A 24,105-nucleotide genomic window follows, 5' to 3' on the forward strand; every position below is an offset into this window, starting at 1 on the left:
GGGGTGACGTCGCGCAGCTGATCGCGGTGCCCGGCGCGGCGGGCCTGATCACCAAGGCCAACCCGGCGCTGGAGGGCAAGCTCGGGTTCTTCCCGATCCCCGGCAAGACCGCCGACGAGCCCGGCGCGGTCTTCACCGGCGGCTCCGACCTGATCGTGCCGCAGTCCTCCACCCACCCGGACCAGGCCTACACGATGATCAAGGCGCTGGCGGGGGAGAAGTGGCAGACCGAGCTGGCGAAGGCGATGAACTACGTGCCGAACCGCACCAGCCTCGCCTCGGCGCTGGCGGAGAACCCCGGCGCGGCCGCGATGGCGGCGGGCGCGGTCAACGGCCACGGCACCCCGCAGTCGCCGAACTGGGCCGCGGTCGAGGCGAAGAACCCGGTGAAGGACTTCCTCACCGCGGTGCTGACCGGCGGTGACGTCGCCGCGGAGGCCGAGAGGGCCGACGACGTGATCGCCACCGCGCTCAACTCCGGCAAGTAGGCCGGACGTGTCGACCGCGACCACCAAGCGGCCGACCGCCACCCCGGAACCGCCGCCGCCTCAGCGCCCGAGGCGGCGGCGCCGGGTGTCGATCTGGCCCTACCTGCTGATCGCCCCGACCGTGCTGGGGTCGGCGTACCTGCTGCTGTACCCGCTGGTGCGCAACCTGGTCATCTCGGTGCAGCACTTCCGCCTCGGCGAGCTGATCCGCGGCGACGCGGAGTTCGTCGGGCTGGACAACTACCGCGAGGCCCTGGCGGACCCGGTGTTCTGGGCCGTCGTCCGGCGCACGCTGCTGTTCACCACCGTCAACGTCGTGCTCATCATGGTGCTGTCGACGCTGGTCGCGCTGCTGCTGTCGGCGCTCGGGAAGTGGTTGCGGCTGCTGGTGATGGGCTGCCTGGTGCTCACCTGGGCGACGCCGATCATCGCCGCCACCACGGTGTTCCAGTGGCTCTTCCAGTCGCGGCTCGGCGTGGTCAACTGGGTGCTGGTCCAGCTCGGGTTCGAGCAGTACCGGGACTACACGTGGTTCGCGAACGGCGGTTCGACGTTCGGCATCCTCGTCGCGCTCATCGTGTGGCAGTCGGTCCCGTTCGCCGCGCTGTCGCTGTACTCGGCGATGACGACCGTGCCGTCGGAGCTGTACGAGTCGGCGAAGATCGACGGCGCGGGCTCGTGGCGGCTGTTCACCTCCATCACGTTCCCCGTCCTGCGCCCCATGTTCGGGCTGATCCTGTCGCTGGAGGTGATCTGGGTGTTCAAGTCGTTCGTCCAGATCTGGGCGATCAGCCAGGGCGGGCCGGGCGACGCCACGACGACGCTGCCGGTGTACGCGTTCCAGATCGCCCAGTCGCTCAACAAGTACGACCTCGGCGCGGCCGTCTCCATGATCACGGTGCTGCTGCTGGTGGTCGTGCTGCTGGCCTACTTCCGCCAGATGTTCAAGCAGGAGGCGGAGCTGTGAAGTGGCGCAGGATCCCCCTCACCGCCTCGGCGCTGCTCGTCTGCGTCGTCGCGGTGTTCCCGGTGTACTGGATGGTCCTCACGGCGTTCAAGCCCACCAAGGACATCCAGGCGCCGACCCCGACGTTCTGGCCCACCACCATCAGCTTCGACCACTTCGCCACGGCCGTCGGGGCGAGCGGGTTCTGGCTGTTCTGGCGCAACAGCCTCCTCGTGTCGTTCGGCGGTGTCCTGCTGGCGCTCGTCGTGGCGCTGCTGGCCGCGTTCGCCGTCGCCAGGATGCGGTGGAAGGGCAGGCGGGCGTTCATCCTCATGGTGTTCGTCGCGCAGATGACGCCGTGGGAGGCGCTGCTGATCCCCATGTACGTCATCGCCCGCGACACGGACATGCTCGACAAGCTGTCCATGCTCACGCTGATCTACTTCATGATCACGCTGCCGTTCACGATCGTCACCCTGCGGGGGTTCCTCGGCGCCATCCCGGCCGACCTGGAGGAGGCCGCGCTCGTCGACGGCTGCACGCGCCCGCAGGCGTTCCGCCGCATCGTCTTCCCCCTGCTGGCGCCGGGGCTGATGTCCACGTCGCTGTTCGGGTTCATCACGGCGTGGAACGAGTTCGCCTTCGCCAACCTGCTGATCATCAAGAACCGCGACGACCGCACGCTCCCGGTGTGGCTGTCGTCGTTCAGCAACACCTTCGGGACGGACTGGGGTGCCACGATGGCCGCCTCGACGCTGTTCATGGTCCCCGTCCTGCTGGTCTTCCTCGCCCTCCAGGGGCGGGTCACCTCGGGCATCACCGCCGGTGCGGTCAAAGGATGAGGAGAGTGCGCGCGTGATCGTTCCCCCGCCGAAGCACCTGGTGCGGCTCCCCGGCCGCTTCACGCTCGACGCCGCCACCGCGGTCCGCACCGGAGCCGGTGCCGCGCAGGCGGTCCACCTCCTGCGCGGCTACCTGCGGCCGTTCGGCGCAGCCCTGCCGCCCTCGCCGGACGGCGACCTGGTGCTGGCGGTGAACCCGGCGCTGGCCCACCTCGGGGCGGAGGGCTACGAGCTGCGCGTCGACCAGGACAACGTCCGGCTCCGCGCGGCGACGGCCGCGGGCCTGCTGCACGGCGTCCAGTCGCTGCGCCAGCTCCTGCCGGTGGACCCGACCGGCCCGATCGCGCTGCCCTGCGTCGACGTGCGGGACGTCCCCGCCTTCCCGTGGCGCGGCGCGATGCTGGACGTGGCGCGGCACTTCATGCCCATCTCGTTCCTGCACCGGTTCGTGGACCTGCTGGCGCTGCACAAGCTCACCGTCCTGCACCTGCACCTCACCGACGACCAGGGCTGGCGGATGCCCGTCCCCGGCTACCCGAGGCTGACCGAGGTGGGCGGCTGGCGCAGCGAGAGCATGGTCGGCCCGGCGGGCAGCACCCGGTTCGACTCCAGCCCGCACGGCGGCGCGTACACCACCGCCGAACTCCGCGGCCTGGTCGCCCACGCCGCCGAGCGCGGTGTCACCGTCATGCCCGAGATCGAGATGCCCGGCCACGCCCGCGCCGCGCTCGCGGCCTACCCGCACCTGGGCAACTTCCCCGACCGCCACCTGCCCGTGTGGACCAGCTGGGGCGTCTCGGAGGAGGTGTTCGGCGTCCAGGAGTCCACGATGGACTTCTGCCGCGCCGTGCTGGAGGAGGTCATGGACGTCTTCCCCTCGCGGCACGTCCACATCGGCGGCGACGAGTGCCCCACCTCGGAGTGGGGTCGCAGCCCGCTCGCGCTGGAGCGCGTCCGGGCCGAGGGGCTGGCGGGCCCGGAGGCCCTGCACGGCTGGTTCCTCCGCCGCATCAGCGAGTTCCTGCTGGACAACGGTCGCGCGCCGGTGTGCTGGGACGAGGGCGGCGGTGCCGCGGACCTGCCTCGGGAGACCACCGTCATGGTCTGGCGCGACCCCGTCCACGGCCTCGAATCCGCCCGCAACGGCCATCCCGTGATCATGACGCCGTGGCGCTCGACGTACCTCGACTACCCGCAGACCGACGCCGCCGACGAGCTCGCGGGCCAGCCGTCGGGGGTGGTGACCCTGCGGGACGTCTACACCCAGGAGCTCCCGCCGCCCGGCTGGTCGCCCGAGGAGTCGGCGCTGGTCCTCGGCACGCAGGCGCAGCTGTGGACCGAGTTCGTCCCCGACCCGTCGCACGCCGAGTACCTGGCGTTCCCGCGGCTGTGCGCCCTGGCGGGCAACGCGTGGTCCGGCGGTGGTGACTGGAAGGGCTTCCTCGACGACATGCGCCGCCACGAGGAACGCCTGGCCGCGCTGTCGGTGCGCCACCGGCCGCTGGGGGCCACCGGCTGACGCGGCCCCCGGTCAGCTCGCCTCGCGGATCCTGCGGACGTTCCCGGCACCGGACCCGCCGCCCGCGCGGCGGCCGGGCCGTTCCGGAGTGCGGGGGCTGCCCGTGCAGAGGTAGCCCTCGTACTCGACCTGCTTGGCCGACACCACGGTCGGCCGGAACCGGTCCGGGCCGAGACCGTGGAACCGGCTCGTCACGACGTCCTCGTAGAGCTGCTTCGAGACCACCAGGACCAGGTCGGTCGACGGGTCCTCGGTCAGCGCGTTCCGCGCGTTGTCCGAGTCCAGCAGGCGGCAGGTGACCACCGGGGTGTCACCCGCCAGCCCGAAGTGCGCCAGCGCGACCGTCCCGTGGTGCATCGCGAGCCGGAGCCGCAGCGCGGGCTCGGTCGGGTTGGCCCGCCGGAGTTCGGCCAGCGCGGCGGTGAGCCGCTCGGTGAACTCCGCGACCACCCACGCCGCGTCCACGTCGGCGGGCAGCACCGCCAGTTCCCCGTCACCGCGGAGCTGGCGGTACCACTGGTCCCGGTCCAGGCCCGCGCGGTCCGCGGCGGTGTCGAGGACCTCGCTCAACCGGGTCTGCACCAGCGACTGGTCGAGGGTGTCCAACCGGCTGTAGTGCTCGATGTCGACGCCGACCACCAGCCGGTACACCAGCCTGCTGTGCGGGACCGACCTGCCCGGTCGGGTCGGTTCTGCCGGACGTGCGACCGCGGCCGCTCCGTGGTCGGTGAGGCCCTGCCGCCCCCTGCCCCCTCCGTCCGGGGTGGATGGGCGCCAAAGCCGCGAGGTTCCGATCGTGTGCTGGTCCATGCGTGCAAGCATCGCGCCGGTCCGGTCAACCGAATAGGGGAATCACCGGGGTTCGCCGTTGCAGTGGGCGATGGCGCTCAGGGCTTCCTGGTCCAGGACGGTGATCGTGCGGTACCCCAGGCTGATGACCCCCCGGCTGCGCAGCAGCCGCAGCTCCCGGCGCGCGGTGTCCTCCTCGACGCCGACGAGCGCGCCGAGCTCCCGCTGGGTCAACCCGATGTCCAGGGTGGTCCCGTCCGGCACCTCGCGGCCGTAGTTCTGCGCCAGCTCGTCCAGCGCCCGCGCCAGGCGGACGAAGGCGGGGTAGCCGTTGAAGTCGACCCTCCGCTTGTCGGCCCACCTCAACGTCTGCATGATCATCTTGGTCAGCGCGAGGTTCGCGTCGGGGAAGTTCGCCAGGTAGTGCTGGAACTCGTCGGACTGGATCACGCGGACCTGCGCCTCGCCGCACACCGTGACCGTGGCGGACCGCGGCTCGTCGTTCAACGCCGCCATCTCGCCGATCACGTCACCGCCCACCTTGATGCTCAGCAGGGCCATGCGGCCGTTCTCCAGGCTCACGGTCGCCTTCACGACGGCCCGGCAGAGCAGCACGACGTGCGACGACCGCTCCGACTCGCGGAGGATGACCTCGCCGTGCCGGTAGGTCTGCGGCACCCCCAGCCCCAGCAGCGCGGACTGGCTGCGCGGACGCAGCATGTCCAGGTAGGTCCCCGTGGGCCAACCGCCCTTGCCGGGGACGCGGGTTCCCATCGGTTGAACGGAGTTCATCCAGCACCTCGATCCGTTGGAGGAGGGGCCGGACGCGGCACCGGGCCCACTCCTGGCGACAGTGTGCTGGGTCGGTCGGGTGGGGATTAGGGATTTTTCCGGTATTCCACGGGAAAGGCGAAAATCCCGGTGTCCGTCAGCCGCCGTTCTTCTTGGTCTGCGGGGTCGACTTCTTGGCCTGGCCGGGAGGTTCCCTGTCGTTGTTCCTCGGGGAACCGGGCTCGGTCTCGACCGGGGCGGTGGTGCCGGTCGTCGGGGCCGCGGTGGCTCCGGGAGCGGGCGGCTGCCCCGCGGCGGAGTCGCCCGAGGTGGTGTCCTCCGGCACCGGGTCACCGGGGGTGGTGTTCCCCCGCGGGTCCGCGCCGGTCGTGGCGGGGTCGCTCGCCGGGAGCTGCGCGGACGAGGAGGCGGCGGCCTCGGGGCCGGTCGGCGTGGAGGTCTTCGGGGCCTCGTCGCCCAGCAGGACCCACGCCCCGCCCACCAGGCCCGCCGCCACGGCCGCGGTGGCGACCAGGATGCTCCTGCGAACCCCGGCCTCGCGCGGCGGCGTGGTGCCCGAGGCGTTGCGCAGCGCGCGGGCGCACTGGAGCGCTGTCGGCCTCCGGTGCGGCGTCAGCGCGGTCATCCTGGTCAGCAGCCGGACGAGGTCGGCGGGCAGCTCACCGGGGATGTCGGGAGGGCGGTGCAGCCGGGCGATCGCGGCCTCCACCTCGGTGCCCTCGTACTCGCGGTAGCCCGTCAGGCACTCCAGCAGCACGAGGCCGAGCGCGTACACGTCCACGGGGAAGCCGAGGTTCTTGCCCCGCACCTGCTCCGGCGCCAGGTAGGCCGCCGTGCCCATCAGCTCGCCGGTGCTCGTGAGGCGCGTCGCGCCGGTCAGCCGCGCCAGGCCGAAGTCGGCGAGGTAGGCGTTGTCGTCGGCGTCGAGCAGGATGTTCGACGGCTTGACGTCGCGGTGCACCACGTCGTGGGCGTGCACGTAGGCCAGCGCGTCGGCCAGCGCCGCACCGATCACCCGCACCTCGTCGGGAGACAGCGGCCCGTCGCCGACGCGGTTGTGCAGCGTCCGCCCGTCCACGAGTTGCAGCACCAGGAACGGCGCGTCCCCGTCCGTCCCGGCGTCGTAGACCGACACCAGGCCGGGGTGCGACAGCGCCGCCAGCGTCTTGACCTCGCTGTCGAACCGGCGGACCAGCGTGGCGTCCAGGGCGGCGCGGAACAGCTTCACGGCCACGAACCGGCGCAGGCGGGTGTCCCAGGCGCGGTGCACGTCGCCCATGCCGCCGGTCCCCAGGAGCCCTTCCAGCCGGTAGCGATCGGCCAGCAGCTCACCTCTGGTCGGCAGTGACACGCGATCCGCACCTCTCCGTCGCCTGGTGTGCCTTCTTAGGCGCCCCGTGGGGTGGCGCGCAAACCTCCGGGTCCGAGGTGTTCGGGGTTCCGAACCAGGGGGCGCTCCGAACGTACCGCGATCACCGGTGGAGTTCACCTCGGGCGCGGCGGCGCTCCACCGCGACCGCGGCCATCAGGACGCAGCCGAGCATGGGCACGACGAGCGGCGGCAGCTGCCAGGTGACCACGACCAGCACGCCGAGCGCCACCACGAGCAGCAGCGATCCGGCCGCGTCCGCCACGGCGCGGCGGGCGGCCCCGCGCACGAGCGCGGACCAGGCCGAACCCGGCGACCAGTCCGCCGCGGCCCGCAGGACGACCACCGCGAGCGCGACGGCCGCCGCCGCGCAGACCGCGCCCACCGCGCCGCCGCCGTGCAGGTCCACGCGCCGCACGACCACCACGTCCGCCGCCAGCACGCCGAACCCGAGGAGCACCCCGACCGACGGGCCCGCGCCCCCGCGGCTCGCCGCGCGCAGGCGGACGAGGAACGCGCGGACCGCCGTGGTCTCGCCGTCGACGTGCGCCTTGACGTGCGCGCAGCCCGCGGCGAGCGCGGGCAGCAGGGTGACCAGCGGCAACGCGGCGAGCACGACCAGCAGACCGGCCGTGAGGCACTCGGCGAACAGCGGGAACCGCCTCACCCCTTGAGCCCCGACGTGGACACGCCCTCGACGAGGAACCGCTGGAAGAACAGGAAGAACAGGACCACCGGCACCAGCGCGAGCAGCGACATCGCCATCAGCGCGCCGAAGTCCGACCCGCTGGCCTCGTCGATGAACAGTTGCAGCGCGAGCGGCAGGGGGTACTCCTCCGGCGTGCTGAGGTAGATCAGCGGGCCGAAGAAGTCGTTCCACGTCCAGATGAACGTGAAGATCGCGGTGGTGACCAGCGCGGGTCGTGCCAGCGGCAGGACGATGTTCCAGAAGATCCGCCACGGGCCCGCGCCGTCGATCTTCGCCGACTCGTCCAGCTCGTGCGGGATGGTGCGGATGAACTGGACGATGAGGAAGACGAAGAACGCCTCCGCCGCCAGGAACTTGCCGATCAGCAGCGGCACGTAGGTGTCGACGAGGTCGAGCCGCTGGAACACGACGTACTGCGGGATGATCAGCACGTGGAACGGCAGCAGCAGCGTCGAGATCATCACGGCGAACATCGCCGACCGGCCCCGGAAGCGCAGCCGGGCGAAGGCGAACGCGGCCAGCGCCGACGAGGCGACCGTGCCCACGACGGACAGGACCGCCAGCAGGCCCGAGTTGAGGAAGTACCGGCCGATCCCGACGCCGCCGACCCCCTCGACGGCGCGTTCGTAGTTCTCCGCGGTGGGCTCGACCGGCAGCAGGCGCAGGCTGCCCACGATCTCCGCCGACGGCTTGAACGTGGCCGCCGCGACCCACACGAGCGGGTACAGCACGACGGCCAGCAGGAGCAGGACCCCCACGTGCCAGAGCACGCTCGACAGCCGTCCCCTCACGCCTTCTCCCCGGAGTAGTGGACCCAGCCGCGCGCGGACCGGAACAGGAACGCCGTGACCAGCCCGACGCCCAGCAGCAGCATCCAGGCCATCGCGGACGCGTACCCCATGCGGTAGTCGCCGAAGCCGCGGTCGAACAGGTAGACGGTGTAGAACAGCGTCGTGCCCGCGGGCTGCCCGTTCGGCCCGCCGACGACGTAGGCGGACGTGAACACCTGGAACGAGTTGATGGTCTCCAGCAGCAGGTTGAAGAAGACCACCGGCGAGATCATCGGCAGCGTGATCGAGGCGAACCGGCGCCACCGCCCGGCCCCGTCGACCTCGGCGGCCTCGTACAGCTCCTTCGGCACCTGCTTGAGCCCTGCCAGGAAGATCACCATCGGTGCCCCGAGCTGCCACGCGGCCAGCAGCACGAGCATCAGCAGCGAGAAGTCCGGGTTGCCCGACCAGCCGCCCGTGTGGACGCCGAACACCCGCAGGACCTGGTCCACGGCGGCGTCGTCGCTGAACATCGCCTTCCACACGATCGCGACGCTCACGCTGCCGCCGATCAGCGACGGACCGTAGAACGCCGCGCGGTACAGGCCCTTGCCCCGGCGCTCGCCGTTGAGCAGGAGCGCGACGCCGAGCGCGGCGGCGAGCTTGACCGGCACCGCGAGCACCACGTACAGCGCGGTCACCTGGACCGACCTGAGCCAGCGCGGGTCGTCGAACATCCGCGCGTAGTTGTCCAGGCCGATCCACCGCGGGGTGTCGAACAGGTCGTAGTCGGTGAAGGAGAGGTACAGCGACGTCGCCATCGGGCCGAGCGTCAGCAGCAGGACGCCGAGGATCCACGGGGACAGGAAGAAGTACCCGGCGATGCCGTCGTCGGACCGCCGGGCGCGCCCTCCGCGGGCGGGCGGTCGGGACGGCGCGGCGGCGGGACGGGTCGGGGTGGTCGTCGCCATCCTCAGGAGCCGAGCGTCTCGTCGGCCTCGGTGAAGAACTGGTCGACCGCCTGGTCCACCGTGATCCTGCCGTACAGCAGCTCCTCGTTGATCCGGATGAACGCCTGCTCCAGCGCGCCCGCGCCCTTCGGCGGCGCGGGCGGGGTCTTGCCGAGCTTGTCCTTCAGGCCGTCCTCGTAGGCGGCCACGGCGGCCAGCGGGCCGGTGAGCCGCGCCGCCGCGCGCTGGGCGTTGGTCGGCGGGAGGCCGCGGTTGGCCCCGAAGATCCTGCCGACCTCCGGGTCGTTGATCATGAACGACACCAGCTTGGCCGCCGCCGCCGGGTGCTCGGACTTCTGCGACACGCTCAGCAGCAGGGCGGGCTTCAGGTACTGGCCGAGCACCCGCGGGTTGTCGCTCGGGGAGGGCGCGATCTTCAGCTCGGCGCCGGTGGCCTTGGAGTAGCGGTCGAGGAAGTTGTCCCACGCGGGGGATCCCGCCACCAGGTCCGACTCCAGCGCGTGCTTCGGCTTGATCTGCACGCCCTTCTCGACGGGCAGCGCCGCCCTGTCCTCGGCCATCTTCTTGCCCTCGTCCAGGAACCTGGCCAGGCGCGCCCGGTCGAAGCCGAGCCCGCCCTCCTCGGTGTAGAGGGACCCGCCCTCCTGCCGCAGTTGGAGTTCGAGGTTGTAGTAGGTGTCGATGGGGTTGGAGCTGCCGAACACGCCGGTCTTCTCGGTGATCTGCTTGGCGCCCGCGCGGTACTCGGCCCAGGTCCACCCGAGCTTCGGCTCCGGCACGCCCGCCTGGGCGTAGAGGGCGGGGTTGTAGACGAAGCCCCACGTGTTGCCGCCCACCGGGACGCCGTACAGGCCTCCCTTGATCTCGCCCGCGCCCTTGAGGCCGTCGACCAGGTCGCCGAGGTCGAGGTTCTTCCCCTCCTGCTTCTTCAGGTCGTAGAGGACGCGGCGATCGGCGTACTCCCTGAGGTAGGCGAAGTCGGTCTGGAGCACGTCGGGCGCGTTGCCGCCCGCGGTCTCGGTCGCGATCTTCTGCCAGTAGGCCTCGAACTCCTGGAAGCTCGGCGTGACCGTGATGGTGGGGTTCTCGCTGTGGAACAGGTCTATCGCCTGCTGCATCAGACCGGCGCGCTCCGCGTTGCCCCACCAGGAGAACCGCAGGGTGACCGGGCCGGTCTCCTCGGTCTCACCGCCCCCGCCCGACGAACCGCAGGCGACCAGCACCAGCGCGGCCACCGACACCACGAGTGACCTGAATCGTTTCAATTCGACCACGGTGGGACCTCCGGTCGCAATCGTCCTGGCAGGACACGGCTGTGGGGCGGTCGTTCCGGGAAGGCTACGAGGCCGTTACGCCATCGTCAATGCCGCTTTCCTTTGGCCGCAAGGAGAAGCGGTGGGTCGTTCGTCGAATTCGTCGAACGGGGGGTCGAACGTCCTTCGACGCGGGAGGGGCGGGCGCGGCACGGGTGGAAGTTCCTGTTGACGGCCCTGGGGGTTACCCCTATGTTAACGATTTGGAAAGCGCTTTCCAATGATCATCCGCTCGGTGCGCCGGGCGGGCGCGAACGAGTACGACCGCTGCCGGGGTTCGCGAGGCGAGGGCTGCGCCCTCGTCGGTTTCGCATTGTCGTGGAAATCGAAGACCTGTGCAGAGAATCGGGGCGGCGCCATGAGAATCCTCAACCGCAACAACGGTCCAGCTCGACGACACCTCCTCGCGATCGTGCTGGTCGCGTCCTGCTCCACGGCGGTGAGCGGCGTGGTCGCACCCGCGCACGCGGAGCCGGTGCCGACGTCGACCACCACCACGGAACGCCTCGACCGGGGGCTGGTCAGCATCCGGTCCGCGGCGGGCGACGGCAACTTCGTGTCCTGGCGGCAACTCCGGACCGACGCCGCCGACTCGGCGTTCACCGTCTACCGCGACGGGACGCTGGTCACGCCGACACCGGTCACCACCGCGACCAGCTTCCTGGACGCGGGCGCGCCCGCGGGCGCGACGTACTCCGTTCGGCCCGTCGTCGGTGGCGTGGAACAGCTCTCCGCGAGCGCCGACGGCGTGGCGGCGACCGCGACGAGCCAGGACGTCCCGCTCCAGATCCCCCCTGGCGGCACCACGCCCAGCGGCGAGTCCTACTCCTACGTCGCGAACGACGCCTCCGTCGGCGACCTGGACGGCGACGGCTCCTACGAGATCGTCCTGAAGTGGGACCCCACCAACGCCAAGGACAACTCGCAGTCGGGCTACACGGGCAACGTCTACCTCGACGCGTACAAGCTGAACGGCACCAGGCTGTGGCGCGTCGACCTCGGCCGCAACATCCGCGCGGGCGCGCACTACACCCAGTTCCAGGTGTTCGACTACGACGGCGACGGCCGGGCCGAGGTGGTCGCGAAGACCGCCGACGGCACCCGTTCCGGCACCGGCCAGGTCGTCGGCAGCTCCTCGGCGGACCACCGCAACTCCTCGGGCTACGTCCTGACGGGACCGGAGTACCTGTCGGTGTTCCGCGGCACCGACGGCGCGGTCCTGGACACCGAGAACTTCGTGGTCGCGCGCGGCACCGTCTCCGCGTGGGGCGACAGCTACGGCAACCGCGTGGACCGGTTCCTCGCCGGAACGGCCTACCTGGACGGCTCCTCGCCGAGCATCGTCATGGCGCGGGGCTACTACACCCGCAGCACGGTGACGGCGTGGGACTTCCGCGGCGGCGCGCTGACCAGGAGGTGGACGTTCGACTCCTCGTCGTCCACCAACGGCACCCAGTGGACCGGCAAGGGCAACCACCAGCTCTCGGTGGCCGACGTCGACTCCGACGGTCGGGACGAGATCGTCTACGGCTCGATGGCCGTCGACGACAACGGCAACGGCCTGTGGCAGAACAACACCCACCACGGCGACGCCCTGCACGTCGGCGACTTCATCCCGTCCAGGTCCGGCCTGGAGGTCTTCAAGCCGTCGGAGTCGGGCAGCGACCCGGCGCACTGGATCGGCGACGCCCGCACCGGCCAGATCATCTGGAGCGCGGCCTCCTGCGGCTGCGACAACGGACGCGGCGTGGCGGCGGACATCTGGGCGGGCAACGCGGGCGCGGAGGTCTGGTCCTCGGCGGTGGGCGGTCTGCGCTCGGCCACCAACGGCTCGCAGGTGGCGAGCCGCAAACCCGGTTCCGCCAACTTCGTGGTCTGGTGGGACGGCGACGCCCAACGAGAACTGCTGAACGGCACCACGATCGACAAGTACGGCACCTCGGGCGACACCCGCCTGCTCACGGGCTCGGGCGTCACCTCCGTCAACGGCACCAAGTCCACCCCGGCCCTGTCGGCCGACATCCTGGGCGACTGGCGCGAGGAGGTCGTCTGGCCCACCTCGGACAACCGGGCGCTGCGGATCTACTCCACCACCGACACCACCAGCATCAAACGCAACTCGCTCATGCAGGACAGGCAGTACCGCCTGGCGATCGCCTGGCAGAACACCGCCTACAACCAGCCCCCGCACCCCAGCTTCGCCACCCCGTAGGAGCCACGAGCACGAGGGCCGCCGGCACGGGGTGGCGGCCCTCGTGCTCGTGGGGTTCACCGGCCGGATCGGCCACACCACGCCGGAACCGAGGAACCCCTCACCGCGGAACCGACCCCCACCGCGTGTCCGAAGCCAGGTAGAACCCGGGGTACGACGGCTGGTTGTACGTGGTCTGCTGCCGAGCCACCTCCACCCGGTACTGCCGATCCTGCATCAACGAGTACATCTTGTGCCCGGTCGGCTCGGTGCTCGTGTAGAACCGCAACGCCGAACCGTCCGCGGTCCGCACCACCAACTCCTCCCGCCAGTCCCCGAACACGTCGGCGACCAACGACGGGGTCCCCTTCGTCCCGTTGTTCGTCCGGGTCCCCTCGGCCACCACCAACGGCCCCCGGACCCAGTCCTCCACCGTGGGCGTCACCTCCAGCGCCCCGCCCACGATCTGCGTGGTCAGGTCCCCGGCCCACCGGATGCTCATGTTCGTCCCCGGCGACCGCTCCTCCAGCAGCCGCCCGTCCGCACTCCACAACCCGGTCCCACCGGACCCGCCCGGCATCGAGGCCCACGTCTCCAGCCCCGGCACGTCCGGCCGGACGTCGCCGATCATGCCCCGCCCGGTGTCCACACCCGTGTACCGGCCGTGGAGCACCTCCCCGGTGGCCGCGTCCCGCAGCCCGTACCCGTACGGCGCCACCGGTCCGCCCTCGTGCACCATGTAGACCTCCAGACCGGGCCGGTGCGGGTCCACGTCGGTCACGTGCAGGGCGTCCCCGTGCCCCAACCGCTTGCGCGCACCGGGTTCGGCGCTGCCGGGCGGCAGCACGCCGGTGGAGCTGTGGAGCAGGCTGCCGTCGTCGTCCAGCGTCGCCGCGCCGTAGACGACCTCCTGCCTGCCGTCGCCGTCCACGTCGGCCGCGCTGAGCGAGTGCGCCCCCTGGGTGGTCAGGGTGGCCCAGCGCGGGTCGGTGCCGTCCCGGCCGTGCGGGGAGTCGTTGAACGGGTTCGCCATCGGCACCCAGCCGCTGTCGGCGTACCACCGCTCCCGCAGCCGCTGCCCGTCCCAGTCGTAGGCGACCACCGTCGACCGGGTGTAGTAGCCGCGGGCGAACACGGCCGACGGCCGCTTCCCGTCGAGGTAGGCGACGCCCGCGAGGAAGCGGTCGACGCGGTTGCCCGGCTCGATCCGGTTCATCGCGTAGTCGCCCCACATCAGCCCGTCGTCCGTCCGACCGGGCCGGTACCGGACGGTCCGCAGCTCCCGTCCGGTCGCGCCGTCGAAGACCGTCAGGTACTCGGGCCCGCTCAGGATGAACCCGGCGAAGTTCCGCAGCCTGTTGTTGGCGCTGCGACCGGGCGCGTAGACGTCGAGGAAGTGGTCGACCAGCGCGGTGGCGTCCGCCTCCGACAGCGGGTAGGCGTACCGGGGCGCGGTGCCGAACGCCTGCTCCAGCGTCGCGGGCCAGTGCCCGGCCACGACCTCGGGGTGCCGGTCCCAGCCGCGGAACACCTCGACCAGGTGCGCGCGGTAGCCCTCGGCGTCGACCCGGTGGTCGTCCTGGTGGGTGTGGCCCGCGAGCACGTCCTCGCGCGGCATCGTGATGTACCGCTCCCGGCCGTCGGGGCGGACCACCTTCGTCCCCGGCGCCGTCTTGACCATCGTCTCGGCCCGGCCGTCGCCGTCGAAGTCGTGCACCAGGAACTGCGTGTAGTGGGCTCCCGCGCGGATGTTGACGCCGAGGTCGATCCGGTGCAGCAGCGTGCCGTCGAACCGGTAGGTGTCGAGGTAGACCGGTCCGGTGTAGCCGACCTGCGAGACGTCCTTGCTGTTGGACGGGTCCCACTTGACCACGTACTCGTACCGCCCGTCGCCGTCCACGTCGCCGACGCTGACGTCGTTGGCGGAGTAGGTGTACCGCTCGCCCGCCGGGGTCACGCCGTCCGCGGGCCTGCGCAGCGGCAGGTCGTGGTGGGGCGCGGCCCACGGCGTGACGGCCCCGCTCCGCCCCGCCTCCCGGCCGCGGGTGATCGCGGCGACCTGGTAGCGCTCGCCGGGCGAGGGGTCCAGGTAGGCGGTGCTGTCGGTGACGGTGGCGATCCGCAGCCCGTCCCGGTAGACCGCGAAGTCCGGGCCCGCCAGGCCGGTGGCGGTCGCGCCCGTGACCTCCTCGCGCAGCAGCCGCCAGCTCAGGTGCACGCCCTGGTCCGTGCGGGCCGCGACCAGTCCTCGGTCGAGCCGCTCCCACCCGCCGTGGTGGCGCCCGGTCGTGGCGGCGGCCTGCGGAGCGGTGAGGACGAGCAGGGCGGTCAGCGCCGCCGCGTGCAGGGCACTGCGTCGAAGTCGCACGGTTCCTCCCGGTGTCGGCGGCGGTAACGATGGACCTCCACCAGGCATGATCGCAAGGGTGGATAGCGTTGCACAGCAAGGTGGTAAGCGGTTTCCATCTGGTCCCTTGACTGGCCACCGCATCGACGCTTAGCTGGGTGTGACCTGGTGAGCGAGGTGGGCGCGATGGGACGGCTCGGCGGGCCACCGGCCGTCGTCCTCGTCGGAGCCGCCGGGTACGGGCGCGGCTACCTGCGGGAGATCGTCGCGCTGGAGGCCGCGGGGAAGGTCGTGCTGGCGGGGGTCTGCGAGGTCGTCCCGCTGGACCCCGAGGGGCTGCGACTGGTCGGCGGGCGCCCGGTGAGCCCCGACCTGCCGCGGCTGCTCGCGGACACCGGTCCGGACATCGGTGTCGTGTCCACCCCGATGCACACGCACCTGCCCCTCGCGCGGCACGTCGTGGCCTCCGGCGCGCACCTGCTGGTGGAGAAGCCGCCCACGCCGAGCCTGCGGCAGTGGCGCGAACTCGTCGCCCTCACCTCCGGCGTGGCGTGCCAGGTCGGCTTCCAGAGCCTCGGTTCCGGTGCGGTGCGGCGACTCGCGGACCTGGTGCGGCGCGGCGAACTCGGTGACGTCACGGGGATCGGGGTGCACGGGGCCTGGTCGCGCGACGACGCCTACTACTCCCGCGCGCCGTGGGCCGGACGGCGGACGCTCGACGGCCAGCCCGTGGTGGACGGCGCGCTCACCAACCCCTACGCGCACGCCATCGCGACCGCGCTGGCCGTGGACGGCAGCGACACCGTCTCCTCGATCGAGCTGGAGCTGCTGCGGACGCGCGACATCGAGGCCGACGACACGTCCTGCCTGCGGCTGCGGACCGGTCGCGGCACCACCGTGGTCGTCGCGGTGACGCTGTGCGCGGAGGTCGAGCGGGAGCCCGTGCTGGTCGTCCACGGCAGCCGCCACCGCGCCGAACTGCACTACACGCGCGACCGGTTGGTGGTCGACGGCGTCGACGAGGTGTTCGACCACGTCTCCCCGCTGGAGAACCTGGTGGCCCACCTGGAGAACGGCTCGGTGCCGCTCCAGTCGCCCCTGGCGGCGTGCGGTGGTTTCATGAACGTGCTGGAGGCCGTCCGCACGGCGGCGGAACCGGTGCCCATCAATCCGAAGTGGTTGCGGCGGAAGGGGAATCGGGTGGTGGTGAAGGGGATCGACGACGCGGTGGTCCGTTCGGCCGACGAGCTCCGGACGTTCGCCGAACTGGGTGTCCCGTGGTCCGTGCTCGGTCGCGCGGCGCGGTACGGGCGCGAGGCCGTCGTGCCTGCGGGGGTGGTGTCCAGGCCCGCGCTGCACCCGGTCCGCACCCTGGGCGGCACGGTCGTCACCGGCGAGCACCCGGAGGACCACCCGTGGCACCGCGGGATGGGGATGGCGCTGCCCGACGTCGACGGCGTGAACCTGTGGGGCGGTCGGAGCTACCGGCGGGGCCGCGGGTACGTCGAGGGTGAGCTCGGGCAGGTCCGCCAGGCCGAGGACGGCACGGTCGAGTGGTGCGACTCGTTCGGCGCGGTCCTGCTCCGCGAACGCCGCGAGATCCGCAGGCGGGTCGTGGCGGGCGGGTGGGAGCTGGCGTGGACCAGCGTCCTGTCCGCCGACGCCGAGGTGGTGCTGAACAGCCCCGGCAGCCTGGGGCGGTCGGGAGCGGGCTACGGCGGCTGGTTCTGGCGGCTGCCCGACGTCGACCCGGCGCTCGTGCGGGTCGTCACCCCCGACGGGTGCGGCGGCGACGACCTGAACGGCGTCGTCGCGGACTGGCTGGCCGTCGTGGTCGCCGACCCCGTGGCCCCGTGGACGGCGGTCCTGTCCGGCCCGCGCGACCCGTGGTTCGTGCGCGTCTCCCAGTACCGCGGCGTCGGCTCGGCGCTGTGCTGGGACAGACCCAGGCTCGTCCGCCCCGGCCGGGACGTGGCGGTCTCCGTGGTGGTGCGGCTCTACGACGGCGTCATCACGCCGGAGGGCGCGCTGGTCGGTCAGCCCGACGTGCGGTCGAAGCGCAGGTGGGACGTGATGCGGTAGCGGTCGCCGCGGTAGATCGACCTGGTGTACTCGAAGACGCGCTCGCCCGCGTCCCTGGTCGTGCGTTCGAACAGCAGCGCGGGGGCGTACCGGGGCACGCCGAGGAGGGTCGCCTCGTCCGGGTCGGTGACCGTCGGCTCGGTGATCTGGAGCGCCGTCGTGGCGACGATCTCGTAGCGCATCCTGAGCAGCTCGTAGAGCGAGCCCGACTCGAAGTCCTCCGGGCTGATGCCGGGCACCAGGTCGTGCGGGAGCAGGATGCGCTCGATGGCCATCGGGGCGTTCTCCACGATCCGCACCCTGGTGACGGCGAGGAGTTCGTGGCTGGGGGAGACTTCGAGGCGTTGGCCGAGGCGGGCGCCCGCCGGTTCGACGCGGAACTCCACGACCTTGCTGAACCAGGTGCCCTCGGCCGGGGGGACGGTGAAGTCGCCCGGCGTGGTCGGGGTGAGCTCCTGGCTGATCTTCCTGGTGCCGGTGAAGGTGCCGCGGCCGTGCTCGCGGACCAGCAGGCCGTCCCTGGCGAGGTCGTCCATGGCGGCGCGCAGCGTCGGCCTGGAGACGCCGAACTCCTCGCTCAGCGCGCGTTCGGACGGCATGACCTCGCCCGGCCGCCGCTGCTGGATGAGTTCGCGCAGACGCTCCCGCACCTCTGTTCGCCGCACCGCTGGCTCCCTCCCGTTGCGCCCTCCGCATCGTAGCAACTGGTGACCCCGAACAGCCCGTCGGAAAGTGACCAGTGGTCTTACCTCTTGGGTGGTGATCGAAACCTCGGAAGCCCTGGCAGATTATCGGTCTAGACCTCTTGACTTTACCTGTGAGGTAGACCACTTTGCTCGTGGGGGACCTGTTGCTGGACCACTGGTAAAACTGCAACAGGTCACCGGTCGCCGCGGTCCTCCCCCGTCCCCACCGAGAGAGCGGACGCTCATGACGCGATCCAGCAGAACTCGTTTCACCACGGCCGCAGCAGCGGCCGTGTCAGCACTGTCGATGGTCGCGGTGGGTGTCTCCACCGCGTCCGGCGCCCCCGTGGAGACCCGTGACGTGGCCGCCGCGGCGTGCGGCGCCCTGTTCGACGACTTCTCCTACGCGTCGCACACCGACGGCGCGCTCGGCTCGCACGGCTGGCAGGTCCGGTCCAACGCGGGCGGTCCCGGCGTGCCGGGGGCCCGCTGGGCGCCGGAGGGCATCACGTTCCCGACCTCCGACGGCGACAAGGTGCTGCAACTCGCGTCCTCCACCAACGGGACCGGCGCGGGCACCACGCAGACCGAGATCTTCCAGGGCAACCGGCGGTTCCTCGAAGGCACCTACGCGAGCCGCATCCGGTTCTCCGACGCGCCGTCCAGCGGACCCGACGGCGACCACGTGAACCAGACGTTCTTCACCATCAGCCCGCTGCGCTACAACAACGACCCGATCTACAGCGAGCTGGACTTCTCCGAGTACCTGCCCAACGGCGGGTGGGGTGAGACCGGGCCGGTCAACTTCCAGACCAGCTGGCACACCTACACGCCCGACCCCTGGTACGCGGAGAACAAGAGCAGCAGCCAGCGGCGCAGCATCAACGGCTGGCACACGGTCGTGTCCACGGTGTCGGCCGGGCACGTCAAGTACTACATCGACGGCGCGCTGGTCGCGGACCACGACCGCAGCGGTCCGTTCGACGTGTACCCGCGGCAGGCGATGTCGCTGAACTTCAACCAGTGGTTCATCGACACCGCGGGCCACAGCGGCGGCACGGCCACCTACCTCCAGCAGGTCGACTGGGTGTACTACGCCAAGGACCAGGTGCTCTCGCCGTCCGCGGCCGTCGCGAACGCCGCGGCGTTCCGGTCGAGCGGCGTGCGGTTCAAGGACGACATCGGCTCGGGAAGCTGCACGACCACCCCGCCGCCACCGACGACGACCACGCAGCAGCCGCCCGCGAGCGGCACGTGGGCACCGAACACCTTCTACCCGGTCGGCGCGCAGGTCACCTACGGCGGCGCGACCTACCGCTGCCTCCAGCAGCACACCTCCATCGTGTCGTGGGAGCCCTCGGCCACCCCCGCCCTCTGGCAGCGTGCCTGATGGGGCGCGCGACGAGGGGCCGGGTCGCGGGAGCGGCACTGGCCGCCGCCGCCGTGGTCGGTTCCCTGATCACCGCCGGGGGTGCGAGCAGCGCGGCGGCCCCGGCTCCGGCCGCGGCCTGCGGTGTCCTGTTCGACGACTTCGACTACTCCTCGCACACCGACGGCGCGTTGGGTCGGCACGGCTGGCAGGTCCGCTCGAACGCGGGCGGTCCCGGCGTGCCGGGTGCGACGTGGGCGCCGGAGAACGTCACGTTCCCCACGGTGAACGGTGACAAGGTGCTCCAGATGGCGTCGTCGACCGACGGCACCGCCGCGGGCACCGAGCACACCGAGATCCTCCAGGGGGAGCGGCGGTTCCTCGAAGGCACCTACGCGAGCCGCATCCGGTTCTCCGACGCTCCCGCGAGCGGCCCGGACGGCGACCACGTGAACCAGACGTTCTTCACGATCAGCCCGCTGCGCCACGACAACGACCCGCTGTACAGCGAGCTGGACTTCTCCGAGTACCTGCCCAACGGCGGCTGGGGCGAGACCGGCCCCATCAACTACCAGACGAGCTGGCACACCTACCAGCTCGAACCGTGGGCGTCGAAGAACAAGAGCAGCAGTCAGCGGTCCAGTGCGGACGGTTGGCACGACGTCGTCGCGACCGTCGCCGACGGGCACATCAGGTACTACGTCGACGGCGCGCTGGTCGCGGACCACGACCGCAGCGGTCCGTTCGACGTGTACCCGCGGCAGGCGATGTCGCTGAACTTCAACCAGTGGTTCATCGACCTCGCGGCGCACAGCGGCGGCCTGGCCACGTACCTGGAGCAGGCCGACTGGGTCTACTACGCGAAGAACCAGGTGCTCACGCCCGCCGCGGCCGTCGCGAACGCGGCGAACTACCGGTCGAGCGGCGTGCGGTTCGTCGACGACCTCGTGGGTGAGTGCGGTGGCACGCCGCCCACGACGACGACCACGACGACCACCACCACCACCACGACCACGCCCGGCACCCCGGTCGGCTGCGCGGGGGTGTCCGCGTGGCGCTGGGAGAGCGTCTACCTGGAGAACGCGCGGGTCACGCACAACCAGCGGCTGTGGCGCGCCCGCTGGTGGACCCAGGGTTCCGAGCCCGGCCCGACCGCCCAGTGGGAGGACCTCGGCCGCTGCTGACGCGACGGCCGACGTCGCCGGTGCCCGCCCGCACGCCGCAGCCGGGCACCGGTGACGGCCGAGCACCGAGGAGGAGCGCGGTGACCGAGGGGGAGGTGTCGCACCCGTGCGCCGCGCGGGCCGTCCGCCGGTGCGGCGCGTGACCGCCGACGTGCTCGTGGTCGGCGCGTCCACCGCCGGGCTCGGAGTGGTGGAGGGGTTGCGCCGCAGGGGTTTCCGCGGGTCCATCCAGCTCGTGGGCGCGGAGGACGAGCTGCCCTACGACCGGCCGCCGCTGTCGAAGAAGGTGCTGTCCGGCGAGTGGCCGCCGGAGCGCGCGCTGCTGCGCGACGACGACCGCCTCGACGACCTGTGCCTCCACCTCGTGCTCGGGAGGCGGGCCGTGGGGCTGGACGTCGAGGCCCACCAGGTGGAACTGGCGGACGGCTGGCGGGTCGGGTACCGGACGCTCGTCGCGGCGACCGGCCTGGTGCCGCGGCGGCTGCCGTTCGGGCGGGGGCTCACGGGCGTGCACACCGTGCGCACCCTGCACGACAGCGCGGTCCTGCGGGCGGACCTGCTGGCCGCGCGCGAGGTGGTCGTCGTCGGCGCGGGCGTGCTCGGGTGCGAGATCGCGGCGACCGCGCGGGGCATGGACCTCGACGTCACCGTGGTCGACCCGCTGCCCGTGCCGATGCAGCTTCGGCTGGGCCGTGAACTCGGCGGCCACGTCGCCGCGCTGCACGAGTCGGAGGGCGTGCGGATGAGGACGGGCACACCGGTCTCCGGACTGCTCGGCGCGCACGGCCGGGTCACCGGCGTGCGGCTGGGCGGTGGGGAGGTGGTGCCCGCCGACGTCGTCGTGGTGGCGATCGGCTCCACCCCCGCGACGGACTGGCTGGCGGGCAGCGGGGTCGTCCTCGACGACGGCGTGGTGTGCGACTCGCGGTGCCGCGCGGCCCCGGACGTCTACGCGGTCGGCGACGTCGCCCGGTGGCGGCACGACGTGCTCGGCACCGACGTGCGGCTGGAGAACCGGGCGAACGCCGTCGGGCAGGCGCGGTTCGTGGCGGGCGACATCAGCGGCGCCGACCGGCCCTACACGCCCGTGCCGTACTTCTGGACCGACCAGTACGACTCGCGGATCCAGGTGCACGGCCGGGTCCCCCCCCGGACGCGGACATCCGCGTGCTCGACGGCTCGCCCGAGTCGGGCCGGTTCACCGCGCTGGCCGTCGCCGACGGCGAACCGGTCGGCGTCGTCGGCTGGAACAGCCCCGCGCACGCCGCACGGGACACCCTGCTCCGGAAGGGCTTCCGCTGAGGACGCCGATGCGGCGCGGCGGTGACGCCCGGCACCCAACCACGTGGTCGTCGACCGGTGTGATGCCGACCGCGCCTTCAGGTGGAGAATTGTGACCGGTGAGGTGGGATAAATCGGAGTACGGTCGGTATCGCCGGGAATTAGCTGGTCAACAGCCATGTGATTGTCGGCGGAACGGCGTGTGAAATGGAGTTTCAGGTGGACCTGCTCACCATCGGGGTAATTTCTCGTTCGAGCAAGGAAAACGAGCGCAGACTGCCGATCCACCCGCTGCACTTCGAGCGGATCGACGCGGACCTGCGGGCTCGGGTGTACCTGGAACACGGCTACGGCGAGCGTTTCGGGGTGTCGGACGAGCGGCTCGCGTCGCAGGTCGCGGGCCTGCGCACACGCGCGGAGCTGATCGCCGAGAGCGACGTCGTGCTGCTGGCGAAGCCGCTGCCGCAGGACGTGGCCGAGTTGCGCACCGGCCAGGTGCTGTGGGGCTGGCCGCACTGCGTGCAGGACGAGAAGCTGACGCAGGCGGCGATCGACCGGCGGCTGACGCTGATCGCGTTCGAGGCGATGAACCACTGGACGAGCGATGGCGCGTTCGGCCTGCACGTGTTCCACAAGAACAACGAACTGGCCGGGTACTCCTCGGTGCTGCACGCGCTGGAGCAGGTCGGCTCGACCGGCGACTACGGCAGGCGGCTCCGCGCGGTCGTCATCGGCTTCGGCGCCACCGCCCGCGGCGCGGTGACGGCGTTGAACGCGCTCGGCGTGCACGACGTCCACGTCCTCACCAACCGCGACGTCGCCGCCGTCGGCTCGCCGATCCACTCGGCGGTCATGGTGCAGTTCGACCACGACGACGAGGACCCCCGCCGCAGCAACGCGGACACCCGCGACGGCCGCGTGCCGCTGGCCGAGTTCCTCGCGGGCCACGACATCATCGTGAACTGCGTCCTCCAGGACACCGCCGCGCCGCTCACGTTCCTGATCGAGGCCGACCTCCCCACCCTCGCGCCGGGCACGCTGATCATCGACGTCTCGTGCGACGAGGGCATGGGCTTCAGCTGGGCCAGGCCGACGACGTTCGCCGCGCCGACGTTCGTGGTGGGCGACCAGGTCACCTACTACGGCGTCGACCACAGCCCGTCGCACCTGTGGAACTCGGCGAGCTGGGAGATCAGCGAAGCCCTGCTGCCGCACCTGCGCACGGTGCTCCGGGGCCCGGCTTCGTGGGACGCCGACGAGACCGTCCGGCGGGCGATCGAGATCCGCGACGGCGTCATCCGCAACCCCGCGATCCTGGCCTTCCAGAACCGACCGGCGGAGTACCCGCACTAGCTGGTCGTCACGGGGTGTCGTAGTAGGAGCGGTTCCGCAGGCGGTGCAGGCACGCGGGGCACAGCACACGGCCGGGTCCCACCGGGGCACGACCGCACTTCGAGCAGAGCGGTCCCGGTGACGGGTCGTCGTGGTCGGGGTTGACGCAGGTCGTGGTCCCGGCGGCGGCACGGACCCCGGCAGGCGCGCTGCCGGGCCGGTACTCGCCGCTCGTGCCGGTGAGGTCCTGGAACAGCGCCAGGTTCTCGGGCGAGACGAGGTGGACGTGGCCCAGCAGGTCACGCATGGGGACCATCTCCCGTGCGGGGATCATCTCGGCGATGTCGTCCACGGTGAGCCCGCGCCAGGGTTCCCGTCGCGGGTGGTGCTTCCCGCAGGGGGATCTCCCGTCCGCCGGGCAGGAGCCGAAGTTCGGGACCCTGCACGCCAGGGCGACGAACCTGCTCGGGCCGAAGGCGGTGGCCGAGCGCCGGACGGGCAGCGAACTCCACCGCAGCGTGTTGCACCCGAGCGCGGGAACCTGGTGGAACCACGGCGGGGTGTTGTCGGAGTCGAGGAACCAGACGGGGAGCCAGCCGACGTTGAACGACTTCGTGGTGCGGGTCTTGACCACGGAGGTCTCCAGCGTCGAGTGCTGCACCTCGACACCGGTGCGACGGGGGCCTTCGATGGCCACGTCGAGGATGGTGTTCGCCTCGGTCCGGTGCTCCTGCCACGCCCGGTAGCCCGCGTCCTCGGCGGCGCGCTGCCAGTAGTCCTTCTGGCGTCGGTGCTCGTCGGACTCCCGCGAGATCCGGTGCCGCTCCAGCCCGCAGTCGCCTCCGGGGAAGTGCACCGCCCAGTAGCGGCCGTCGCGGACGCGGACGTGCATCTCGGCTCCACCCCCGGTCGCGGCGCGCAGGCAGAGCAGGGTCCTGTCCCCGCGGCGGATCTGGCGGTGCAGCGACCGGATGAGGGCGAAGTCCCGCCCGTCGAGGCGGGACAGGTCGAGCCTGCGGTTCTGCGGGGTGTACAGGACCGGGGTCGACATCCGGGTGCCTCCCTCCTGGTGCTTCGAGGGTAGGTCCGGGTCCCGCGGTCGACCATCCTGATCAGTGCTTTCAC

The 24,105-nt window shown here is 71.7% G+C and carries 20 protein-coding genes; 10 read left to right on the forward strand and 10 right to left on the reverse strand.

Annotated elements, in window-relative coordinates; translation table 11 throughout:
- The 4 genes from AC156L_RS00450 to AC156L_RS00465 form a co-directional block, all read left to right on the forward strand.
- A partial coding sequence (locus AC156L_RS00450) for an extracellular solute-binding protein (protein WP_484406504.1) occupies positions 1 to 488 on the forward strand: 488 nt, incomplete at its 5' end.
- A 7-nt stretch (positions 489 to 495) separates the two neighbouring features.
- The gene (locus AC156L_RS00455) at positions 496 to 1,455 is read left to right on the forward strand and encodes a carbohydrate ABC transporter permease (protein ID WP_330882602.1); all 960 of its coding nucleotides are present in this window, start codon (positions 496 to 498) and stop codon (positions 1,453 to 1,455) included.
- Positions 1,452 to 2,276: a carbohydrate ABC transporter permease gene (locus AC156L_RS00460; protein WP_330882599.1), complete on the forward strand. Its 825-nt coding sequence runs from the start codon at positions 1,452 to 1,454 to the stop codon at positions 2,274 to 2,276. The genes AC156L_RS00455 and AC156L_RS00460 overlap by 4 nt, the downstream gene beginning before the upstream one ends.
- 13 nt (positions 2,277 to 2,289) lie before the next feature.
- Entirely contained in the window at positions 2,290 to 3,795 is a 1,506-nt protein-coding gene (locus tag AC156L_RS00465; protein ID WP_330882597.1) for a beta-N-acetylhexosaminidase, read from the forward strand.
- Positions 3,796 to 3,807: 12 nt separating this feature from the next.
- On the opposite strand, the gene AC156L_RS00470 is transcribed toward AC156L_RS00465, so the two are convergent.
- The 7 genes from AC156L_RS00470 to AC156L_RS00500 all read right to left on the reverse strand — a co-directional run bounded on the left by AC156L_RS00470 (position 3,808) and on the right by AC156L_RS00500 (position 10,460).
- Positions 3,808 to 4,446 carry a hypothetical protein gene (locus AC156L_RS00470; protein WP_330882595.1) on the reverse strand — a complete coding sequence of 213 codons (639 nt, stop codon included), beginning with the start codon at positions 4,444 to 4,446 and terminating at the stop codon, positions 3,808 to 3,810.
- A 201-nt stretch (positions 4,447 to 4,647) separates the two neighbouring features.
- Positions 4,648 to 5,358, reverse strand: coding sequence for a Crp/Fnr family transcriptional regulator (locus AC156L_RS00475; RefSeq protein ID WP_330882593.1), 711 nt, complete (start codon positions 5,356 to 5,358; stop codon positions 4,648 to 4,650).
- Between the two features lie 154 nt (positions 5,359 to 5,512).
- Positions 5,513 to 6,727 carry a serine/threonine-protein kinase gene (locus tag AC156L_RS00480; protein ID WP_330882591.1) on the reverse strand — a complete coding sequence of 405 codons (1,215 nt, stop codon included), beginning with the start codon at positions 6,725 to 6,727 and terminating at the stop codon, positions 5,513 to 5,515.
- Between the two features lie 121 nt (positions 6,728 to 6,848).
- Positions 6,849 to 7,412, reverse strand: coding sequence for a hypothetical protein (locus AC156L_RS00485; RefSeq protein ID WP_330882589.1), 564 nt, complete (start codon positions 7,410 to 7,412; stop codon positions 6,849 to 6,851).
- A complete protein-coding gene (locus tag AC156L_RS00490) occupies positions 7,409 to 8,245 on the reverse strand; it encodes a carbohydrate ABC transporter permease (protein ID WP_330882587.1) in 837 nt (278 codons plus the stop codon). Before AC156L_RS00490 ends, AC156L_RS00485 begins: the two co-directional genes overlap by 4 nt.
- A complete protein-coding gene (locus AC156L_RS00495; RefSeq protein WP_330882585.1) occupies positions 8,242 to 9,195 on the reverse strand; it encodes a carbohydrate ABC transporter permease in 954 nt (317 codons plus the stop codon). The genes AC156L_RS00490 and AC156L_RS00495 overlap by 4 nt, the downstream gene beginning before the upstream one ends.
- Before the next feature lie 2 nt (positions 9,196 to 9,197).
- Positions 9,198 to 10,460 (reverse strand): ABC transporter substrate-binding protein, encoded by a 1,263-nt coding sequence (locus AC156L_RS00500; RefSeq protein ID WP_330882583.1) that lies wholly within the window; start codon positions 10,458 to 10,460, stop codon positions 9,198 to 9,200.
- 406 nt (positions 10,461 to 10,866) lie between these two features.
- Here AC156L_RS00500 and AC156L_RS00505 point away from each other — a divergent pair, with 406 nt between their 5' ends.
- Complete coding sequence (locus tag AC156L_RS00505) at positions 10,867 to 12,720, forward strand: rhamnogalacturonan lyase (protein WP_330882582.1); 1,854 nt, start codon at positions 10,867 to 10,869, stop codon at positions 12,718 to 12,720.
- Positions 12,721 to 12,820: 100 nt separating this feature from the next.
- Here the strand turns inward: AC156L_RS00505 and AC156L_RS00510 are convergent, their stop codons facing one another.
- Positions 12,821 to 15,067: a rhamnogalacturonan lyase gene (locus tag AC156L_RS00510; RefSeq protein ID WP_330882581.1), complete on the reverse strand. Its 2,247-nt coding sequence runs from the start codon at positions 15,065 to 15,067 to the stop codon at positions 12,821 to 12,823.
- Between the two features lie 147 nt (positions 15,068 to 15,214).
- Here AC156L_RS00510 and AC156L_RS00515 point away from each other — a divergent pair, with 147 nt between their 5' ends.
- Positions 15,215 to 17,128 (forward strand): DUF6807 family protein, encoded by a 1,914-nt coding sequence (locus AC156L_RS00515; RefSeq protein ID WP_330882580.1) that lies wholly within the window; start codon positions 15,215 to 15,217, stop codon positions 17,126 to 17,128.
- Here AC156L_RS00515 and AC156L_RS00520 read toward each other — a convergent pair.
- Positions 17,083 to 17,793, reverse strand: a complete 711-nt coding sequence (locus tag AC156L_RS00520; RefSeq protein WP_330882578.1) for a GntR family transcriptional regulator — start codon at positions 17,791 to 17,793, stop codon at positions 17,083 to 17,085. The genes AC156L_RS00515 and AC156L_RS00520 overlap by 46 nt on opposite strands.
- Positions 17,794 to 18,106: 313 nt before the next feature.
- Here AC156L_RS00520 and AC156L_RS00525 point away from each other — a divergent pair, with 313 nt between their 5' ends.
- The 4 genes from AC156L_RS00525 (at position 18,107) to AC156L_RS00540 (ending at position 23,001) form a co-directional block, all read left to right on the forward strand.
- Positions 18,107 to 19,204, forward strand: coding sequence for a carbohydrate-binding protein (locus tag AC156L_RS00525; RefSeq protein WP_330882576.1), 1,098 nt, complete (start codon positions 18,107 to 18,109; stop codon positions 19,202 to 19,204).
- Positions 19,204 to 20,367, forward strand: coding sequence for a hydrolase (locus AC156L_RS00530; protein WP_330882574.1), 1,164 nt, complete (start codon positions 19,204 to 19,206; stop codon positions 20,365 to 20,367). The genes AC156L_RS00525 and AC156L_RS00530 overlap by 1 nt, the downstream gene beginning before the upstream one ends.
- A gap of 106 nt (positions 20,368 to 20,473) precedes the next feature.
- Positions 20,474 to 21,694, forward strand: coding sequence for an NAD(P)/FAD-dependent oxidoreductase (locus tag AC156L_RS00535; RefSeq protein ID WP_330882571.1), 1,221 nt, complete (start codon positions 20,474 to 20,476; stop codon positions 21,692 to 21,694).
- 173 nt (positions 21,695 to 21,867) lie between these two features.
- A complete protein-coding gene (locus AC156L_RS00540; protein WP_330882569.1) occupies positions 21,868 to 23,001 on the forward strand; it encodes a N(5)-(carboxyethyl)ornithine synthase in 1,134 nt (377 codons plus the stop codon).
- Positions 23,002 to 23,008: 7 nt separating this feature from the next.
- On the opposite strand, the gene AC156L_RS00545 is transcribed toward AC156L_RS00540, so the two are convergent.
- The gene (locus AC156L_RS00545) at positions 23,009 to 24,031 is read right to left on the reverse strand and encodes a competence protein CoiA family protein (RefSeq protein WP_330882567.1); all 1,023 of its coding nucleotides are present in this window, start codon (positions 24,029 to 24,031) and stop codon (positions 23,009 to 23,011) included.
- Between the last annotated feature and the right edge of the window lie 74 nt (positions 24,032 to 24,105).

It is taken from the genome of Umezawaea sp. (genome assembly GCF_057122925.1).

Excerpts from the sequence above, each read along its gene's own strand:
- AC156L_RS00475 (WP_330882593.1), bottom strand. The coding sequence starts at position 5,358 with ATGGGAACCCGCGTCCCCGGCAAGGGCGGTTGGCCCACGGGGACCTAC.
- AC156L_RS00505 (WP_330882582.1), top strand. The coding sequence starts at position 10,867 with ATGAGAATCCTCAACCGCAACAACGGTCCAGCTCGACGACACCTCCTC.
- AC156L_RS00495 (WP_330882585.1), bottom strand. The coding sequence starts at position 9,195 with ATGGCGACGACCACCCCGACCCGTCCCGCCGCCGCGCCGTCCCGACCG.
- AC156L_RS00545 (WP_330882567.1), bottom strand. The coding sequence starts at position 24,031 with ATGTCGACCCCGGTCCTGTACACCCCGCAGAACCGCAGGCTCGACCTG.
- AC156L_RS00530 (WP_330882574.1), top strand. The coding sequence starts at position 19,204 with ATGGGGCGCGCGACGAGGGGCCGGGTCGCGGGAGCGGCACTGGCCGCC.